At 65.0% G+C, this 16870-nt stretch carries 15 protein-coding genes; 10 read left to right on the forward strand and 5 right to left on the reverse strand.

Annotated features, from left to right (window positions below):
* Positions 1 to 27 precede the first annotated feature (27 nt).
* On the forward strand, positions 28 to 1224 hold the full coding sequence (locus tag ACVIGA_RS26605) for a hypothetical protein (RefSeq protein ID WP_456668588.1): 1197 nt from the start codon (positions 28 to 30) through the stop codon (positions 1222 to 1224).
* Positions 1225 to 1296: 72 nt separating this feature from the next.
* On the opposite strand, the gene ACVIGA_RS26610 is transcribed toward ACVIGA_RS26605, so the two are convergent.
* On the reverse strand, positions 1297 to 1596 hold the full coding sequence (locus ACVIGA_RS26610; protein ID WP_050405553.1) for a hypothetical protein: 300 nt from the start codon (positions 1594 to 1596) through the stop codon (positions 1297 to 1299).
* 205 nt (positions 1597 to 1801) lie between these two features.
* On the opposite strand from ACVIGA_RS26610, the gene ACVIGA_RS26615 reads away from it, so the two are divergent.
* Positions 1802 to 2281, forward strand: coding sequence for a hypothetical protein (locus ACVIGA_RS26615; protein ID WP_223966664.1), 480 nt, complete (start codon positions 1802 to 1804; stop codon positions 2279 to 2281).
* 19 nt (positions 2282 to 2300) lie between these two features.
* The gene (locus ACVIGA_RS26620) at positions 2301 to 3203 is read left to right on the forward strand and encodes an HpcH/HpaI aldolase/citrate lyase family protein (protein WP_456668589.1); all 903 of its coding nucleotides are present in this window, start codon (positions 2301 to 2303) and stop codon (positions 3201 to 3203) included.
* A gap of 15 nt (positions 3204 to 3218) precedes the next feature.
* On the opposite strand, the gene ACVIGA_RS26625 is transcribed toward ACVIGA_RS26620, so the two are convergent.
* Both ACVIGA_RS26625 and ACVIGA_RS26630 read right to left on the reverse strand, forming a co-directional pair.
* Complete coding sequence (locus ACVIGA_RS26625) at positions 3219 to 4433, reverse strand: EAL domain-containing protein (protein WP_456668590.1); 1215 nt, start codon at positions 4431 to 4433, stop codon at positions 3219 to 3221.
* A gap of 350 nt (positions 4434 to 4783) precedes the next feature.
* Positions 4784 to 6043 (reverse strand): MFS transporter, encoded by a 1260-nt coding sequence (locus tag ACVIGA_RS26630; RefSeq protein ID WP_456668591.1) that lies wholly within the window; start codon positions 6041 to 6043, stop codon positions 4784 to 4786.
* 174 nt (positions 6044 to 6217) lie between these two features.
* On the opposite strand from ACVIGA_RS26630, the gene ACVIGA_RS26635 reads away from it, so the two are divergent.
* From ACVIGA_RS26635 to ACVIGA_RS26650, 4 genes are all read left to right on the forward strand, one after another.
* Positions 6218 to 7165: a TAXI family TRAP transporter solute-binding subunit gene (locus tag ACVIGA_RS26635; RefSeq protein WP_456668592.1), complete on the forward strand. Its 948-nt coding sequence runs from the start codon at positions 6218 to 6220 to the stop codon at positions 7163 to 7165.
* A gap of 153 nt (positions 7166 to 7318) precedes the next feature.
* Entirely contained in the window at positions 7319 to 9427 is a 2109-nt protein-coding gene (locus ACVIGA_RS26640) for a TRAP transporter permease (protein ID WP_456668593.1), read from the forward strand.
* Complete coding sequence (locus tag ACVIGA_RS26645; protein ID WP_456668594.1) at positions 9424 to 9801, forward strand: DUF1850 domain-containing protein; 378 nt, start codon at positions 9424 to 9426, stop codon at positions 9799 to 9801. The genes ACVIGA_RS26640 and ACVIGA_RS26645 overlap by 4 nt, the downstream gene beginning before the upstream one ends.
* 111 nt (positions 9802 to 9912) lie before the next feature.
* Positions 9913 to 10719 (forward strand): SDR family NAD(P)-dependent oxidoreductase, encoded by an 807-nt coding sequence (locus tag ACVIGA_RS26650; protein ID WP_456668595.1) that lies wholly within the window; start codon positions 9913 to 9915, stop codon positions 10717 to 10719.
* A gap of 2 nt (positions 10720 to 10721) precedes the next feature.
* Here the strand turns inward: ACVIGA_RS26650 and ACVIGA_RS26655 are convergent, their stop codons facing one another.
* Together ACVIGA_RS26655 and ACVIGA_RS26660 are read right to left on the reverse strand one after the other, a co-directional pair.
* Complete coding sequence (locus ACVIGA_RS26655) at positions 10722 to 11492, reverse strand: hypothetical protein (protein WP_456668596.1); 771 nt, start codon at positions 11490 to 11492, stop codon at positions 10722 to 10724.
* A 172-nt stretch (positions 11493 to 11664) separates the two neighbouring features.
* Positions 11665 to 13209: a cation:proton antiporter gene (locus tag ACVIGA_RS26660; RefSeq protein WP_456668597.1), complete on the reverse strand. Its 1545-nt coding sequence runs from the start codon at positions 13207 to 13209 to the stop codon at positions 11665 to 11667.
* 158 nt (positions 13210 to 13367) lie between these two features.
* Between ACVIGA_RS26660 and ACVIGA_RS26665 the strand changes: the two genes are divergently transcribed.
* The 3 genes from ACVIGA_RS26665 to ACVIGA_RS26675 all read left to right on the forward strand — a co-directional run bounded on the left by ACVIGA_RS26665 (position 13368) and on the right by ACVIGA_RS26675 (position 16778).
* Positions 13368 to 14150, forward strand: a complete 783-nt coding sequence (locus ACVIGA_RS26665) for a hypothetical protein (RefSeq protein WP_456668598.1) — start codon at positions 13368 to 13370, stop codon at positions 14148 to 14150.
* Positions 14151 to 14274: 124 nt separating this feature from the next.
* Positions 14275 to 16182, forward strand: coding sequence for a propionyl-CoA synthetase (locus ACVIGA_RS26670; RefSeq protein WP_456668599.1), 1908 nt, complete (start codon positions 14275 to 14277; stop codon positions 16180 to 16182).
* A gap of 323 nt (positions 16183 to 16505) precedes the next feature.
* The gene (locus ACVIGA_RS26675) at positions 16506 to 16778 is read left to right on the forward strand and encodes a hypothetical protein (RefSeq protein WP_194458312.1); all 273 of its coding nucleotides are present in this window, start codon (positions 16506 to 16508) and stop codon (positions 16776 to 16778) included.
* Positions 16779 to 16870: the final 92 nt, after the last annotated feature.

A 16870-nucleotide genomic window follows, 5' to 3' on the forward strand; every position in this document is an offset into this window, starting at 1 on the left:
CGCGGTGGCGCTTGCTACAACGAGGCCATGCACCCGCAATTGATTCGCCTCGTTCCTGGATTTGTCGCGCTCGCGCTCGCCGCCAGCGCGCCGTCTGTATTGGCCGGCGAGGCCGATGCGTTGCCACCGTCCGTCGCCAATGCGATGGCGCAGGCCTCGCCGCAGGCGATCATGGAATATCGCCGCAAGCTGCAGGAATATCAGGCGGCGCGCGACGCCTTCGAGCAGGATGCCAGCGCCTATTGGAGCGCGATCGCCGACAAGCGGCGTGGCCGCAACGCCAAGCGCCGCGACCGCGTGCAGATCACGCTGGACGATTACGTGCTGCAACAGCCGCCGGTCTATGAGGGCCCGAAGCGTCCGGTCAATCCGGCGCCGGAAGAAGAGGGCGGCAAGCCGCCGCGTCCGCCCAAAACGATTCCCGTGGTCTCGGATCTCGTCAGGGCGGCGGCCGAACAGTTCCAGTTCACGCCGCAGCGGCCGTCGAGCGAGGTCGAGTTCAAGCGCGCCTATGCTCGTTACGCGCGCGCCGCAGGGCTGACGCCGGAGCAGGCGGTGCGGGTCTATTCGTTCGAGACCGGCGGCACCGGCAATTACGACGTGCAGGCGGGCATCGAGCACGGCGGCAAGCGCGCCATCTCCACCGCGATGGGCTACAACCAGCTGCTCACCACCAACACCGTCGAGCTCCTGGCCGAGCAGGGCCATGAATTCGTGCGGGACCTGTCAGCGCGGGTGGCGGCGACGCAGGGGCCGGCGCGCAAGGCCATGGAGCACAAGCTCGCGGTGCTGAAGAAGATGGTCGCGTTCACGCTGACCGTACCCGACGACTGGTCGGCGCATCAGCGCCTGGCCGACACGCCGCAGGGCTGGGCCTGTCACGCCATGGTGCTCGACATCGATATCGGCCCGATGCTGCAGACCCACAAGCTGCTGACCTCGGTGATCTTCGCCCGCAACAAGGGCTACACAAGGCCGCTGACCGCGGCCGAGCTCGAGATGATGAACCTGACCGGTGACGGCACCGGCCTCGACATGGTGACCATGCCGCAGGCGATGCGCGAGCAGGTGCCGACCACGAATTTCTTCCAGCGCTCCGGCTACGAACGCAATCCGGTCGCGATCCGTCACAACACCGTCGCCAGGTTGCTCGCCATCACCAACGAACGGATGGATTTCAACAGCAACAAGCCCGGCGCGCGGGAATTGGCCGCGGCGTTCTGAGGTCTGCCGAAGACGCTGGAGCTTGACGCGTTTTCTTCACGCTAACCGGCGTCCACTTCGCTCGAAAACGCTCTAATTCGAGCCGAACATGAACTTGCCGTCGCCCTCGAGATAGGGCCCGGAGCGCATGTAGAGCTGGCCGTTGTGGCCGATGAAGAACAGCGTCCCCTTCGGCACCTTCTTGGCGCCCTTCAGCAGCGTGTTGGCATTGCTGGTCCCCATCTTGTAGGCCCAGGTCTTGCCGTCCTTGTCATAGGCGTAGCCCATGTCGGTCTTCAGCTCCCAGGGCGCAGCTTCCTGCGCGAATGCGCATGTCGTCAGCGCGGCAAACGCCGCAGTCGCAATAAAGGTCTTGGTCAAAAAATGCGTCATGATCCACCTCCGGCCGAAAAAACGGCGTCGTCCCCACGTTTTTGAACAAATCACGAACGGCATTCGCGCGTCAATACGACAATCGGCGCGACCGCTATCGTAGATCACTGACTTTGTGATTTCCCGCGTCAAGCTTGGCGACTATCTTCGCGTTACCGTTTACAAACGCTTCGATTGCCGGAAACACTACCTGGGGATGATCGGGATGAACCACGTCATGAAGATCGGTATCGGTGTCGCGCTGTCGTTCATGGCGCTGGCGTCAGTCGCGCAGGCGGACGAGTTCAAGCTCTCCAACAACCAGCGGATCTCCTGCAGCCGCGGCTTGTCGGCCGGCAAGCTCAACACCGCGACCTGCAAGTCCTACGCCTATCTGTTCAACGCCAAGACCTCCGAATACTTCCGCTGCCAGGTTTCGCTGGCGCTGACTCGGGACAACAAGGAGGTCATCAACGTGCAGGCCGACGGCGGCTGCACCAAGAAGCCGCGCATCTTCGAGACCGACGGCAATTATACGTTCGATGCCACCGAGACCGAGCCGCCGAACACCAATTCGTTCTTCGGTCCGGGCGGCTATGCGATCTGGGCCAGTGATGCCAACACCCAGAAGATCCGCGGCTGCATCACCATCTCGTCCGGCCTCGGCTCCGATATTTCGAAATGCCTCGACATGACGTTTCAGTGACGGCTGTGCGGGCGGCGTGATGCGCAAGGTCCGCCCGGCGCCGCTGTGCCGCTCCTGGCTGTTTCTCGAAGGCGCCAACGAGGCGGTCCTGCAAGGCGCGGCCGCTGGCGGCGCCGATGTGCTGATCCACGAGCTCGAGGACTTCACCCCGCCGCTGCTGCGCCCGAAGGCGCGAGCGCTGGCGGCCGAGCTGTACGCGACCTGGCGCGACCAGGGCGCGGTGGTCGCGGTTCGCGTCAATCCGCTGGACCAGGACGGCATGGATGATCTTGCCGCCGTGATGCGCGGCCATCCCGATATCGTCGCGCTGCCGAAGGTCGCCGAGCCGCATCATGTTGTCAGGCTCGACGAGGCGGTAACACGGTTCGAGCGCGACTATGGCATCGCCGAGGGATCGACCTCGCTGTTGCCGAACATCGAGTTCGCGCGCGGCCTGGTGCAGACCGGCGCGATCGCGGCCGCGAGCCGGCGCACCATCGGTTGCCTGATGGCTGCCGAAGACCTCGCCGCCGATCTTGGCGCCGAGCGCGGCAGCGATGGTCTGGAGCTTGCTTACGCGCGGCAGCGCTTCATCGTCGAATGCCGCGCCGCCAATGTCGTCGCGGTCGACTGTCCCTACACCTGGAGCGACGCCGCGGGCGTCGAACGCGACACGATCTGGGCACGACGGCTGGGTTACACCGCAAAGAGCCTGGTCGATCCTGCGCATGCCGCCATCGTCAACGGCGTGCTCACGCCGAGCGAGGATGAGTTGCACCAGGCCGGCAGGATCGTAGCCGCCTTCGAAGCGGCGCGGGCACAGGGCCTTGGGCGCGTCGAGCTGGACGGCTCGCTGCTGGAAGTCCCGACCTATTCCAACGCAAAGCGCCTGATCGCGCGCGGCGAAGCGCTGCGCGCGATCGATCGCGACACTCAAGCCTGACCGGAGGCCATGCCCTCAGGACGCCGGCTGTTTCTCCGAGAAGTGCATGCGTGAGCGGGCGAACTTCTTGACGCCCATCGGCTTGCCGAACAGGTAGCCCTGGACCTGATCGAAATCCATCTCGTGCGCGGCGAGAAAGTCCGCGCGCGTCTCGACCCCCTGAGCAATAACCTGCGCGCCGGCGTCGTGCGCGAGTTCGACGATACGCCGGCACACCGTCTGTTTCAGGCGCTGATCCGCGCAACCGGTGACGTATTGATGGTCGACCTTCAGCTGGACGAACGGAAAGTTCGGCAATCCCAGCAGGGATGGCCAGTTCGCGCCGACGTTGTCGATCGAGATGCCGATATTGTGCAGGCGAACGCGCCGGGCGACATCGATCGCCAAATCGAGATTGTCGACCACCTCGGCGCTGTCGATCTCGATCAGCAGGCCGGCGAAGGCGGCATGATCCGGAATCCGGTAACAAAGCTCGCGCACCGCGTGATCGTCGGCGAGGAACGAGATCGGCAGGTTGATCGAGAGATCGACCGGTCCGATCTGTTCGAGCAGATAGCGCCAGTCCTCGATCGCGCGCTCGATCACGAACTCGGACAGCGCATGAAAATGCGGATCGGTTTCGTCGGGGATGAAGTAGGCAGGCGGCACGACGCCCCATGCTGGATGGCGCATCCGGATCAGCGCCTCGGCGCCGCTGGGAACCAAGGTCCGGAGATGAATTTTCTGCTGATACCACAGCTCGAGCCAGCCGGCCTTCAGCGCTTCGGGAACATCTACTGCCGGGCTCGGTGCGGGCTCGAGCGGCATCAATGACGCAAGACTGTCACGAAGGGTTCCGGCGCTGAACGGGGTCGAGAGGGCCGGCAGCATGGCGACACCGTACTCGTCGCCGATCTGCCGGACCGCTTTCACGATGATGGAGTCCGGCTGGCCGATGACGAGGACCTTGCCGCCGTAGTCCTTTCTCACCAAAGTCTCGAGAATTTTACTGACTTCGATGCCGTCCACGGACACGCCGAGCACCAGAAGATCGGGCCGTTCCGCGTCCAGTACGGTGTCGAGTTCCAAAGCCTGGCCGCATTCGCTGGTGATGAAGCCGAGGTCCTCCAGCGCCTCTGCGAGAAAGGTCCGAAGGTGTTTTTTGCTGTCCGCAATGCATGCGCGTGGGGTCAGCTTGCGATGTCCGAACCAGCCGGCTCGCGCTTGTCCGATGTGACTGATGTGGTTCATGCCCCGCCTTATCCGTAATTACCCCGGCCTGACTCGTACATCCATGAGCGGCGGCAATCATGGAAATTTCTGGTTCATACATTGATTGGTTCGCTAACCTTAAAGGATTCAATTCGACTCAAATGATCCCGGAATCGCCGCGTCTTGCCGCGGTTACGGGCGCAACAAATGCGTCATCTGGCGTTCATGAGAGCAATCGTGTCCGACTTTGCACCGCACCGGAAACGTTGCGCGCGTGTGTCATCGCGAGACGACGTTAATGACTGTGGTGTCGGGTCGATGCAGAAGCGGAATTGCACCATTGTCGGACGTCAGATCGAGTTGCCGCCGAGCACGAACGGCGAATCAGATCATCCGTTCTGCGATGCCAATGCAGTCGTGCGTGACGTCGCCGTTGCCGTTCGCAACGTCTCCGGCATCAACGCGCAGAAGCCGATCAGCCCGGCACAAGCGACGGCTGCAAGAAACAGAAAGGCGGCGCTGTAGCCGGCGTGGACAATGATGAACCCGGCGACCGCCGTGCTCAGCGCGCCGCCGAGGCCGGTTGCGGTGGCGATCGCGCCCTGGCTGATGTTGAAATGCCCGGTACCGTGCGTGAGATCGGCGACGACGAGCGGAAACAGCGCGCCGAAGATTCCGGCGCCGATGCCGTCGAGCAATTGCACCGACACCAGCCAGTATGGATTGTCCGACAACGGATAGAGCGCGCCGCGAATAGCCAACACCGCGAGCGCTACAGCAAAGATCGGCTTGCGGCCCCAGACGTCGGCCTTGCGCCCGACCAGCATCGCGACCGGCACCATCACTATCTGCGCCGCGACGATGCAGACCGACATCAGCGACGTCCCGAGGTTGCGGTTGACCAATGCGAGCTTCTGTCCGACCAGCGGCAGCATCGCTGCATTGGCAAAATGAAAGATCACGGTCGCGGCGGCGAAGATCAGCAGCGGCTTGCAGGTCAGGAGCACGCGAAAGCCGGACGGCTGGTCATGCAGCGTGCCATGCTCCTCGGCGTCACCGTCGAGCCCGCGCGCGACCTGGTGGTCGATCGCGGCGGCTGGAATCGACAGCGTTGCGGCGACGCTGGCGAGCGCCATCGCCGCGAGCAGCCAGAACACGACGACGGGACCGAACCAGTAGGCGGTACCGCCGGCGATAGCCGCGGCCACCGCGTTGCCGGCATGATTGAACGCCTCGTTGCGGCCGGTCCGCGCAGCGAACGCCTTGGGTCCGACAATGCCGAGCGTCACCGCGGCGATCGCCGGTGCGAACACCGAGCCGGCGGCCGCAGCGAGCGCCTGGGTCGCGGCGACCAGTGCGTACCGGTCGAGCAGCGGCAGCAGCAGACATGCGGCGGTCACGGCGACCGCGGCTGCGATCATCAGGGCGCGCTTGGCGCGGCTGCGGTCGATCAGGGCACCGGCCGGTGTCTGGGCGACGATCCCGGCGATCGCAGCGATCGACATCACCGACCCGATCGAGGCCTCGTCCCACCTCCGTTCGGTCAGGAGGTAGATCGCCAGATAAGGGCCGAGCCCGTCCCGCACGTCGGCGAGGAAGAAGTTCAACGCATCAAGCGCGCGTTCAACGGGCGTCCCGGACGGCTGCAAGTGATACCTCGCGGCGAGATTGCGCACCTCAACCCGCTCGCAGGCACAGGGTTCCTGCGCAGGTAAAGTGGTGCTGCCATCAGGGGTTTCGGCCCTGCATGCGTCATTTGGATGGGTTGACCCGGCAGGGGCGTGCGGCCAATTTCCGGCCCGGCTTAGGGGAGAATAATACTCATGAATTCAAGGTTGATGGCTGCCGCGATCGTGGCCACCAGTGTTTTGTCCGCGCCTGTCGCACAGGCCCAGCAGTTCATTAACGTGCTCACCGGCGGCACCTCGGGCGTCTACTATCCGCTCGGCGTCGCGATCGGGAAGATCTACGGCGACAAGATCCCCGACGTGAAGACCCAGGTGCAGGCGACCAAGGCCTCGGTGGAGAACCTGGTGCTGCTGCAGCAGGGCCGCGGCGAGATCGCCTTCACGCTCGGCGATTCGCTGAAGGCTGCCTGGGAAGGCGACGCCGAGGCCGGCTTCAAGGCCAAGCTCGACAAGCTGCGCACCATCGGTGCGATCTATCCGAACTACATCCAGATCGTCGCCACCGCTGAAAGCGGCATCAAGACGCTCGCCGATCTCAAGGGCAAGAGCCTGTCGGTCGGCGCGCCGAAGTCCGGCACCGAGCTCAACTCGCGCGCGATCCTCGCGGCCGCCGGCATGAGCTACAAGGATCTCGGTAAGGTCGAGTATCTGCCGTTCGCCGAATCGGTCGACTTGATGAAGAACCGCCAGCTCAACGCCACGCTGCAGTCCGCCGGCCTCGGCGTCGCCTCGCTGAAGGACCTCTCGACCTCGAGCGAGATCACCGTGGTCGCGGTGCCGAAGGAGACCGTCGACAAGATCGGCCCGCCCTTCGTCTCCGTGATCATTCCGGCCAACACCTATACCGGCCAGGACAAGGATGTGCCGACCGCCGCAGTCGTGAATTATCTCGTCACTTCGAGCGCGGTGTCGGACGATCTCGCCTATCAGATGACCAAGCTGGTCTTCGAATCGCTGCCGGAACTTGCCAATGCCCACGCCGCGGGCAAGGAGATCAAGCTTGCGAGCGCCGCGACCGGCAGCCCGGTGCCGCTGCATCCCGGCGCGATCCGCTATTACAAGGAAAAGGGCCTGATCAAGTAAGGCCGGCTACGTTTCGAGGTGTCGTGGCCGGGCTCGACCCGGTCATCCATCTTCCAAGGACATTATTTTGCGATGGATGCGCGGGTCGGGCCCGCGCATGACGATTTGGCCAAGGTGCTATAAGCGTCGCGGGCACGGCGGGGGACCAATCATATGCAGCAGCAGGTTGCGGGCGAGCAGCCCATCAAGGTTGAATTCGACAATTTCGAGCATGGTTTTCCGGAGGGGTTCGGCCCGGGCGCCTGGGGGCATCTGGCCTATGCCATCGGTCTCGCCTTTGCGGTGTTCCAGCTCTATGTCGCGGCCTTCAATTATCTGCCGAGCCAGGTGGTGCGCGGCGTCCATGTCGGCTTCCTGATCCTGCTGACCTTCGGTCTGATCGGCAATTTCACCGCGAAAACCGATTTCGGCCGCGCGGTGAGCTGGATCGTCGGCGCCGCCGGTTTCCTCTGCGGGCTCTATCAGTGGATCTTCTATGCCGACCTGATCGCCCGCGACGGCGATCCGACCAACATGGACCTTGCGGTCGGCACGGTGCTCGCGATCCTGATCTTCGAGGGCACGCGGCGGCTGATGGGGGCGGCGCTGCCGCTGATGTGCGGCGCCTGTCTGCTCTACTGGTTCTTCGGGCAATATCTGCCGTCGCCGTTCAACCATCGCGGCTATGACTTCGACCGGATCGTCACCCATCTCTCGTTCGGCACGGAGGGCTTCTACGGCGTGCCGATCTACGTCTCGGCGACCTACATCTTCCTGTTCATCCTGTTCGGCTCGTTCCTGGAGCGCGCCGGGATGATCCAGCTGTTCACCGACGTCTCGCTCGGCCTGTTCGGCCGCACCCGCGGCGGCCCGGCCAAGGTCGCGGTGTTCGCCTCGGGCATGATGGGCACGATCTCCGGCTCCGGCGTCGCCAACGTCGTCACCGTCGGCCAGTTCACGATTCCCTTGATGATCAAGTTCGGCTACCGCCGCGCGTTCGCCGCCGGCGTCGAGGCCACCGCCTCGATGGGCGGCCAGATCATGCCGCCGGTGATGGGCGCCGTCGCGTTCATCATGGCCGAGACGCTCGGCGTGCCCTATTCGGAGATCGTCAAGGCCGCCGTAATTCCCGCGATCCTGTATTTCGCTTCGGCGTTCTGGATGGTGCATCTGGAAGCCGGCAAGCACGGGCTTGTCGGCATGAAGCGTTCGGAGATTCCGAGCGCCTGGAAGGCGCTGGTTGCGCGCTGGTACCTGGTGTTGCCGCTCGCAGCTTTGGTCTACATGCTGTTCGAAGGCTTCACGCCGCTCTATGCCGGCAGCATGGGGCTCGCGTTGACGGTCGCGCTGATCCTCGGCGCCAGCATCACGCTCGGCTTCTCCAACACCGTCGTGCGCTACATCTTCTGGATCGGCCTCGCGCTGGTGGTTGCCGCGGTGTCGCGCCACGGGCTCGAGATCGTTCCGGTGGCCAGCGTCGTCGCCGGCCTGATCGTGATCGCAGCAATCACGCGCGGCGGCCGCGCCACGCTCCGCGCCTGTCGTGACTCGCTCGCCGACAGCGCCAAGTCGGCGCTGACCGTCGGCATGGCCTGCGCCATCGTCGGCACCATCATCGGCATGATGACGCAGACTGGCGTCGGCACCATCTTCGGCAGCTGGATTATCGGGCTCGGCGCCAAGAGCCTGTTCCTGGCGCTGATCATGACCATGCTGCTGTCGATTCTGCTCGGCACCGGCATCCCGACGATCCCGACCTACATCATCACCGCGGCTCTGGCGGCACCTGCGCTGGCCAAGCTCGGCGTGCCGCTGATCGCAAGCCACATGTTTGCGTTCTATTACGGCATCATGGCCGACCTCTCGCCGCCGGTCGCGCTCGCGGCATTGGCGGCGGCGCCGATCGCCAAGGAGAATCCGGACAAGATCGGCTGGGAGGCGATGCGGATCGCGCTTGCCGGCTACGTCATTCCCTTCATCTTCGTCTATTCGCCGGCGCTGATGCTGCAAGGCAATGATCCGATGGTCGCGCAACTCGGGTTCTACGGCGCGGTCGCGCTGGCGACCTTCAAGGCGCTGGTGGCGATCGCCCTGTTCGGCATCGTCGCGATCGGCTTCCTGTTCACGCGGCTGACCCTGATCGAGATCGTGGTCGCCTTCGGCGCCGCGCTCTGCCTGCTCGGCGATTTCCAGTTCTCGGACACGGCGGGCTTCACGCTCGCCGCAGCGGTGCTGCTGTGGCAGTGGCGGCAGCGTCCGCGCGATGCGGTGGCGGCGGCTTGAGCCTCTGCCTCGCATCCGCGGGTGTCGTGAAGGCGCTGTCGATCGCAGCCTTCACGCTCGCCTGGACGCATTCGATCGAGAAGACCGCCTGGCAGGAAGACTGGAAGGTGACGCCGGCCGGGCTGACGCTGCTGCAGGCACGCATCAAGGGCACCGGCGCCGGCATGGAGCCGCCGCCGGAGGCGCGGCTCATTGGCGGCTGGTTTCAATGGTCGCCGCCGCCGGTGCCCAGGGCGGAAGTCGTGCTCGGCAATTCCGGCGCGGCGGGCGAATGGCACCTGTGCCACGCGGGACGCTGCCAGACGCTATCGGAGATTTTCGGACATCCGATCGGTGCTAATGTCACGACGATGAGTGTGTGCAAAAGTCCGTAGCCCGGATGGAGCGCCAGCGTAATCCGGGGCCGATGTTCCCTGATTCCGCTTCGCTTCATCCGGGCTACGGATTACGTCAGGCGGCAAGAACAACAAGCGGGAGAACAGGCGATGGATCGGCTCAAGGGCAAGGTTGCGATGGTGGTCGGGGCGGGCTCGATCGGGCCCGGCTGGGGCAATGGCAAGGCGACCGCCGTGACCTTCGCGCGCGAGGGCGCCAGCGTGTTCTGCGTCGATCGCAACGGCGCCGCGGCAGAAGAGACCGTCGGCCTCATCACCGGTGAGGGCGGCAAGGCGGCGGCATTCACAGCCGATGTCTCGCGCGCCGGCGAGGTCGAGGGGATGGTCGCGGCCTGCCTGAAGGCCTATGGTCGCATCGACGTGCTCGACAACAATGTCGGCATCGCCGAGGTCGGCAGCGTGGTAGAAGTCGCTGAAGCCGAGTGGGACCGCGTCTTCGCGGTCAACCTCAAGAGCGCCTATTTCTCGATGAAGCACGTCATTCCCGTCATGATCAAGCAGGGTGGCGGCTCGATCATCAACATCTCCTCGATCGCCTCGATCCGCCATGTCGGCATTTCCTACGTCAGCTACAACGCGAGCAAGGCGGCGATGAACCAGATGACGCGCTCGACCGCGGTCGAGTTCGCCTCCAAGCATGTGCGTGTCAACGCGATCCTGCCCGGATTGATGAAGACGCCGATGGTCGAACACTCGGCGGGGCTGGCGCAGAGCTATGCCAAGGGCGATGTCGAAGCGATGTGGCGTGCCCGCGACGCGCAGGTGCCGATGGGGCACATGGGCGACGCCTGGGACGTCGCCAACGCCGCGCTGTTCCTGGCGTCGGACGAATCGAAATACGTCACCGGCATCGAGCTCGTGGTCGACGGCGGCATCACATCGAAATCGGGTGCCTGAACTTACTGCGCCAGCGCCAGGATGCCGCCGGCGAAGGAATGCCAGGCCGCCGAGGTGCTGATCGGCCAGTTCAGCAGCTTCACCGCGACCAGCGCCAGCCCGCCATAGATATAGACCGGGTGCGGACGGCCCCGGGTGCGCCAGTCGAACACGATCGCGACGACCAGCAGCAGATAGGCGACGAACGCGGGCGCGATCGTGACCGGGACCGGCGGTGGACCCGGCGGGCCGGGTGGCGCGAGGAAGGTCAGGAACCAGCGTGCGACCGCCGCATCGAGGATCGAGATCGCCGCGAGCAGCATCAGCCGCTTGTGAGTCTCGCGGTCGCGGACATAGATGATCGCGAGCGCGACAACGACGGCAAAGAACAGGATGCCGCTGAACGGGACGATCGAGAAGGCGATGCCTTCGTTGATCTGCCCGATGGCGGCCGAGCGCTTCATGACGCTGATCGAGGCCATGAGGCCCAGCATCGTCATGGCGGTTGCAAGCGATACGCCAATCATGCCGACCCGGCGATGCCGCGCGATCCGCCCCGAAGCGGCAAGCCAGCTCTGCAGCACGAAATAGAGCGTCCAGGCGAAGAACAGCAGACCGTGCAAATGCACGACAGGGGGCGCTTCGAGCGAACCCCGCGCCATCGGCACCCAGTAGGTTGGGGCAAAACCGAGCAGGGCGACCGCCATGCACGACAACGCCATATAGAAATAGAAGTACTGCGCTTCGACTTTCACCGAGGCGCCGGGCGAGTTGCCGTCAATCAGGATTGTCATGAATGTTAGGTCCGGCAAACTCCGTCATGGTTCAATGGGAAATCTGCCGGGATTTGTGACCGCTGCCGGGTACTAAAGCGCAATGAGATCAGGTTGAAGCGTCATCGCGCCTAGATTCTTGTTTGAACCTGATCTTTTCGGAAAACCGCTTCGCACTTTTCCGAATCATGCTTTAGGCCTCGACGCTGAGCTCGGCGCGGTCGAGCTCTTCCTCGACCAGATGGAAGGCGTCGTCGCCGATGGTCTCGGTGCGCCGCAGCTTGAGCAGCGCCTGACGCGCGGCCGCGATGGCGCGGCGGCGGATCGGATCCGACGGCAGCTCGCGTGAGGTCAGGCCGCCGTCGGGGTCGTTCTCCGCACGCATGAGCACGGCGCGATATTCGAGCCGGAGGATCTCGGCTTCTTCCGACGGGTCGGCGTCGATCTCCTCGAGCGCGGCGCGAAACACCACGCTGCGGGCATGGGCCGCCTCGCGTCCGACCGGATCGTCGTCATCGAAATTGAGCGCCAGGATCAGCGGCCGCAAGGTCAGTCCCTGGATCACGAGCGAGCCCAGCACCACGGCAAACGCCGTCAGCAGGATCAGGTCGCGATACGGAAACCATTCAGGCAGTGCAAACGCGGCGGCGAGCGTGACGATGCCGCGCATGCCGCACCACGATACGATGAAGCCGCGCTTCAGGGTCGGCACGGCCTCCACCACATGGGCGGGAAGCCAATGGCGCGCCTTCAGCAGGCGCAGCAGGGCGCCGTAGGGCATCACCCAGAGGATGCGGGCGAGGATCACGACGGCGAGGATCGCGGCCGCAAAGCTGCAATATTTCCACCGCACCTCGTCGTCGAGCTCGGACCAGATCGGGCGCAACTGCAGGCCGATCAGCATGAAGGCGAGCACGTTGAGCACGAACACGACGGTCTCCCACACCGCATAGGACGACACGCGCAGCCGTGCCGAGGTGCGGGCCGGCGCGGTGCGGGCGATGGTGATGGCATAGGCGATGATGGTGAGGATGCCGGACAGGCCGAGATGCTCGGCGACGATCCACACCATGAAGGTGCCGCCGAATTGCGTGATGATCGCGCTCGGCGCCTCGGTGATGCGGCGGGTGATCATCATCCAGACCCGTGCGAACAAATAGCCGGCGGCGAGGCTGCCGACCAGCGCGACCGTGATCGACGGCACGAATTCGCGGATCTTCATGTGCTCGGCGGCGACGAGGCCGACCGCGACGCGATAGATCAACAGCGAAGTGGCATCGTTGAGCAGGCTTTCGCCTTCGAGGATCTTCTGTATCCGGTAGGGCAGGTTGACCTGGCGCAGGATCGCGGTGGCCGCGGCCGCGTCCGGCGGTGCCACGATGGCACCGAGCGCGATCGCGACCGGCCAGGGCATGTCCGGGCGCAGCCAATGCGCCACCACGGCGACGGCTGCCGTGGTGACACCGACCGCGACCACCACCAGCGTCGAGACCGGCAGCCAGTTGTTGCGGAGATCGCGCAGCGAGGTGTCGTAGGCGGCGTCGAGCAGCACTGGTGCGACGAACAGCGCCAGCGCCAGTTTCGGTTCCAGTGCCCAGGTCGGGGCCCATGGTAGCAGGGTCAGCAGCACGCCGCCGAGTGCAAGAAAGGTCGGGTAGGGCACCTTGATCCGCCGCGCCAGCGCCGACAGCGCCACCGCCGCAAGCAACAGGCCGATGATCCATTCGAATGTCAGCAAGGCGAACCCCCAAGTGCGGCCCAACGTGCGGCTCCAAGTGCAGCCGATCGTCGCAATTGACGTATAATCCAGCGTGTGGTTTTGCGGCAAATGGCGCCGCCGGACATCGGGGGTCGGCGGTTCGGGTGCGGGAGAGGTATGTCTTGTCGGCGATCGGGATGCGACGTAGCTCTGCGAATCTGGCTTTCAATCTGACTCTGGCGCTGCTGTGCGTTGGCCTGTCGGGCGCGCTGACGTCAGGCGTTGCGCGCGCGGCCGGCAGCGAGCCAGGCAAGGATGTTCAGGCCGATGCTGGACCCTGCATCGCTGCTGCTGCGGCGGCGGACGACGACAAGACCATCGAGGCCTGCGGCGCGCTGATCGACAATGAGAAGGCGGCCAAGCCGGATCGAGTCAATGCCCTCCTGGCTCGCGCGAGCGCCTATGACCGCAAGCAGATGATTGACCGCGCGATCACAGACTACGACACCGTGCTCCGGCTCGATCCATCGCTTGCGGACGCCCACAATGCGCGCGGCGAGCTGTGGCGCCGCAAGGGTGACCGGCCGAAGGCGATCATGGATTTCGGCGCCGCCGTCAAGCTCAACCCCGATCACGCCGCCGCCAAGGCCAACTACAAGTCGTTGTCGCTGGAGCTGGAGCGGATCGGCGCCCTCATGGCGGTGGCCGGCAAGCCGAGCTTCGATTGCCGCAAGGCGCGCCGGCCGGTGGAGAAGGCGATCTGCGCCAATCCCGAGTTCGCCGATCTCGATCGCGAGATCGGCGCGTCGACTTTCCGCACGGTGCGCGAGGCGAAAGATCCGCGCCAGGCGCGCGAGCTGCAGCGCGATCAGGACCAGTTCATCGCCCGCCGCAACGCGGAATTCGGCAAGCCGGGCTACGATCTGCAAAAGGCGATGCGCGAGCGGTTGCAGCGGATCAACGGGGTCGACGGGCACTAGACCCCGTCCCGAAAACGTTCTCGTTCCACCCGGCCGAAGGTCGCGGTCATTTCGGCTTGAAACGGCGCCGCATCCCGTGACAATGGTCGGAAAATGACGCGCGACCGCGCGAGGGAGAAACGCGATGAACATCCAGCAGAGCCGGTATCATGAGGTGTATGCCCGCTCGCTTCGAGACCCTGAGGGCTTTTGGGCGGAAGCGGCGCGCGAGATCGACTGGATCGAGCCGGCCAAAAAGATTTACGATTCTTCCGTGGGTGCCTACGGACGCTGGTTCGCCGGCGCCGTGGTCAACACCTGCTACAACGCGCTGGATCGCCATGTCGCCGGCGGCCGCGCCGACCAGGTCGCGCTGATCCACGATTCCCCGCTCACCAACACGATCACCAAATTCACCTATTCCGAGCTGCTGAAGGAAGTGCAGGCGCTCGCCGCGGTCATGCAGGATTTCGGCGTGGCCAAGGGCGACCGCGTCATCCTCTATATGCCGATGGTGCCGGAGGCCGTCGTCGCGATGCTCGCCTGCGCGCGGATCGGCGCGGTGCACAGCGTGGTGTTCGGCGGCTTCGCGGCCAAGGAGCTCGCGACCCGCATCGACGACGCCAAGCCGAAGCTGATCTTCTCGGCGAGCTGCGGCATCGAGCCCGGGCGCATCGTGCAGTACAAGCCGCTGCTCGATGAAGCGATCCGCCTCGCCGGCGCCAAGCCCGACACCTGCATCATCCTGCAGCGGCCGCAGCAGGCGTGCGAGCTCACCGCGGGCCGCGACCATGACTGGGCGGCGCTGCGCAGCGCGGCGCTCGACGCCGGCAAGGCCGCGCCTTGCGTGCCGGTCGCCGCGACCGATCCGCTCTACATCCTCTACACCTCGGGCACGACCGGAATCCCGAAGGGCGTGGTGCGCGACAATGGCGGGCATCTCGTGGCGCTGAAATGGTCGATGCACAATCTCTACGGCGTGAAGCCCGGCGAGATCTGGTGGTGCGGCTCCGACATCGGCTGGGTGGTCGGCCACTCCTACATCGTCTATGGCCCGCTGATCCACGGCGCGACCACCATCATGTATGAGGGCAAGCCGGTCGGCACGCCGGATGCTGGCGCGTTCTGGCGCGTGATCTCGGAGCACAAGGCGGTCGCCTTCTTCACCGCGCCGACTGCGTTTCGCGCGATCAAGAAGGAAGATTCCGAGGGCAAGCTGCTCAGGAGCTACGACCTCTCGAGCTTCCGCACGTTGTTCCTCGCCGGCGAGCGCGCCGATCCGCCGACCGTGGAATGGGCGGAGCAGCAGCTCAAGGTGCCTGTCATCGATCACTGGTGGCAGACCGAGACCGGCTGGTGCATCGCGGGCAATCCGGTGGGGCTCGGCCAGCTGCCGGTCAAGCACGGCTCGCCGACGGTGCCGATGCCGGGCTATCAGGTCGACATCGTCGACGAGGCGGCGAAGCCGGTCGCCGCGGGCACCATGGGCTCGATCGTGATCAAGCTGCCGATGCCGCCGGCCTGCCTGCCGACGCTGTGGCAGCAGGACGATCGCTTCAGGGACGCTTATCTCACGGAATTCCCCGGCTACTACAAGACCTCGGACGCCGGCTACAAGGATGCGGACGGCTATGTCTGGGTGATGGGCCGCACCGACGACATCATCAATGTCGCCGGCCACCGGCTGTCCACCGGCGGCATGGAGGAGATCCTCGCCTCGCATCCCGATGTCGCCGAATGCGCCGTGCTCGGCGTCAAGGATGCGATCAAGGGCGAGGTGCCGTGCGGCTTCCTGGTGCTGAAGGCGGGCGTGACCAAGGCGCCGGATCAGGTCGAGAGGGAAGTCGTGGCGCTGGTGCGCGAGAAGCTCGGCCCGGTCGCCGCGTTCAAGCTCGCGATCACGGTGGCGCGGCTGCCGAAGACCCGCTCCGGCAAGATCCTGCGCGGCACCATCAAGAAGATCGCCGACGGCGAGCCCTGGACCATGCCGGCGACCATCGAGGACCCCAAGGTGCTCGACGAAATCGGCGAGGCGCTGAAGGGCAAGGCGTAGGTTGCCTGTTGTGCTATCGGCGCGCTGCCGAGAGAGTGCGTTGCTCGGCACCCCTCTCCCCACCCTCTCCCACAAGGGGAGAGGGAGCCTTACCAGCGTGCTCACCTGACGTGAGGCAGCCACCGGCGGAAGGGTTCCCTCTCCCCTTGTGGGAGAGGGTTGGGGAGAGGGGCGGCCGCGGGCGCGATGGCCGATGAGTGCGTGATCGTCCAGCTCGCTCGCGCTCCATCGAAACCCATTGGAAGCAAAATGGCCTTGATTTTGATGGATTGCCGGGTCATCCCGGCCTTCCCTGTCATATGCCATGAGATACGGACCACCGGATGCGATCCATTTCCGCACGCGCGCCTCTTGCATTGCTGCTCGCACTGCCACTGCTGGCAGGCTGCCTCGAGCGCGGCCGATCGCCGATCGCGGAGAGCATGGGCGACGACGACCAGTACTGCCAGGCTGGCGGCAAGGTGGCGGTCGGCTCGCCGGAATATGTCGCCTGCCGCAAGGATCGCGACGTGCAGCGCCAGAACGCCGAAGCCCGCACCGATCGGCGGCAGCGCGATCTCGGCGAATACATGATGAACAATCCGGACCGCCATTAGGCGCCATGGTGACAGCCCGCCCGGTGAGGTATGCGTGGACCGCCGCCGGGCCGAATTCCGGCAAGGTATCGGCTCGCCGCGTGCGATGATGA

It is taken from the genome of Bradyrhizobium sp. USDA 3240 (assembly GCF_054063295.1).

What these genes read in the sequence shown, in the direction of transcription:
- ACVIGA_RS26605 (WP_456668588.1), top strand. Translation starts at nt 28, where the DNA reads ATGCACCCGCAATTGATTCGCCTCGTTCCTGGATTTGTCGCGCTCGCG.
- ACVIGA_RS26610 (WP_050405553.1), bottom strand. Translation starts at nt 1,596, where the DNA reads ATGACGCATTTTTTGACCAAGACCTTTATTGCGACTGCGGCGTTTGCC.
- ACVIGA_RS26615 (WP_223966664.1), top strand. Translation starts at nt 1,802, where the DNA reads ATGAACCACGTCATGAAGATCGGTATCGGTGTCGCGCTGTCGTTCATG.
- ACVIGA_RS26620 (WP_456668589.1), top strand. Translation starts at nt 2,301, where the DNA reads ATGCGCAAGGTCCGCCCGGCGCCGCTGTGCCGCTCCTGGCTGTTTCTC.
- ACVIGA_RS26625 (WP_456668590.1), bottom strand. Translation starts at nt 4,433, where the DNA reads ATGAACCACATCAGTCACATCGGACAAGCGCGAGCCGGCTGGTTCGGA.
- ACVIGA_RS26635 (WP_456668592.1), top strand. Translation starts at nt 6,218, where the DNA reads ATGAATTCAAGGTTGATGGCTGCCGCGATCGTGGCCACCAGTGTTTTG.
- ACVIGA_RS26640 (WP_456668593.1), top strand. Translation starts at nt 7,319, where the DNA reads ATGCAGCAGCAGGTTGCGGGCGAGCAGCCCATCAAGGTTGAATTCGAC.
- ACVIGA_RS26650 (WP_456668595.1), top strand. Translation starts at nt 9,913, where the DNA reads ATGGATCGGCTCAAGGGCAAGGTTGCGATGGTGGTCGGGGCGGGCTCG.
- ACVIGA_RS26655 (WP_456668596.1), bottom strand. Translation starts at nt 11,492, where the DNA reads ATGACAATCCTGATTGACGGCAACTCGCCCGGCGCCTCGGTGAAAGTC.
- ACVIGA_RS26665 (WP_456668598.1), top strand. Translation starts at nt 13,368, where the DNA reads ATGCGACGTAGCTCTGCGAATCTGGCTTTCAATCTGACTCTGGCGCTG.
- ACVIGA_RS26670 (WP_456668599.1), top strand. Translation starts at nt 14,275, where the DNA reads ATGAACATCCAGCAGAGCCGGTATCATGAGGTGTATGCCCGCTCGCTT.
- ACVIGA_RS26675 (WP_194458312.1), top strand. Translation starts at nt 16,506, where the DNA reads ATGCGATCCATTTCCGCACGCGCGCCTCTTGCATTGCTGCTCGCACTG.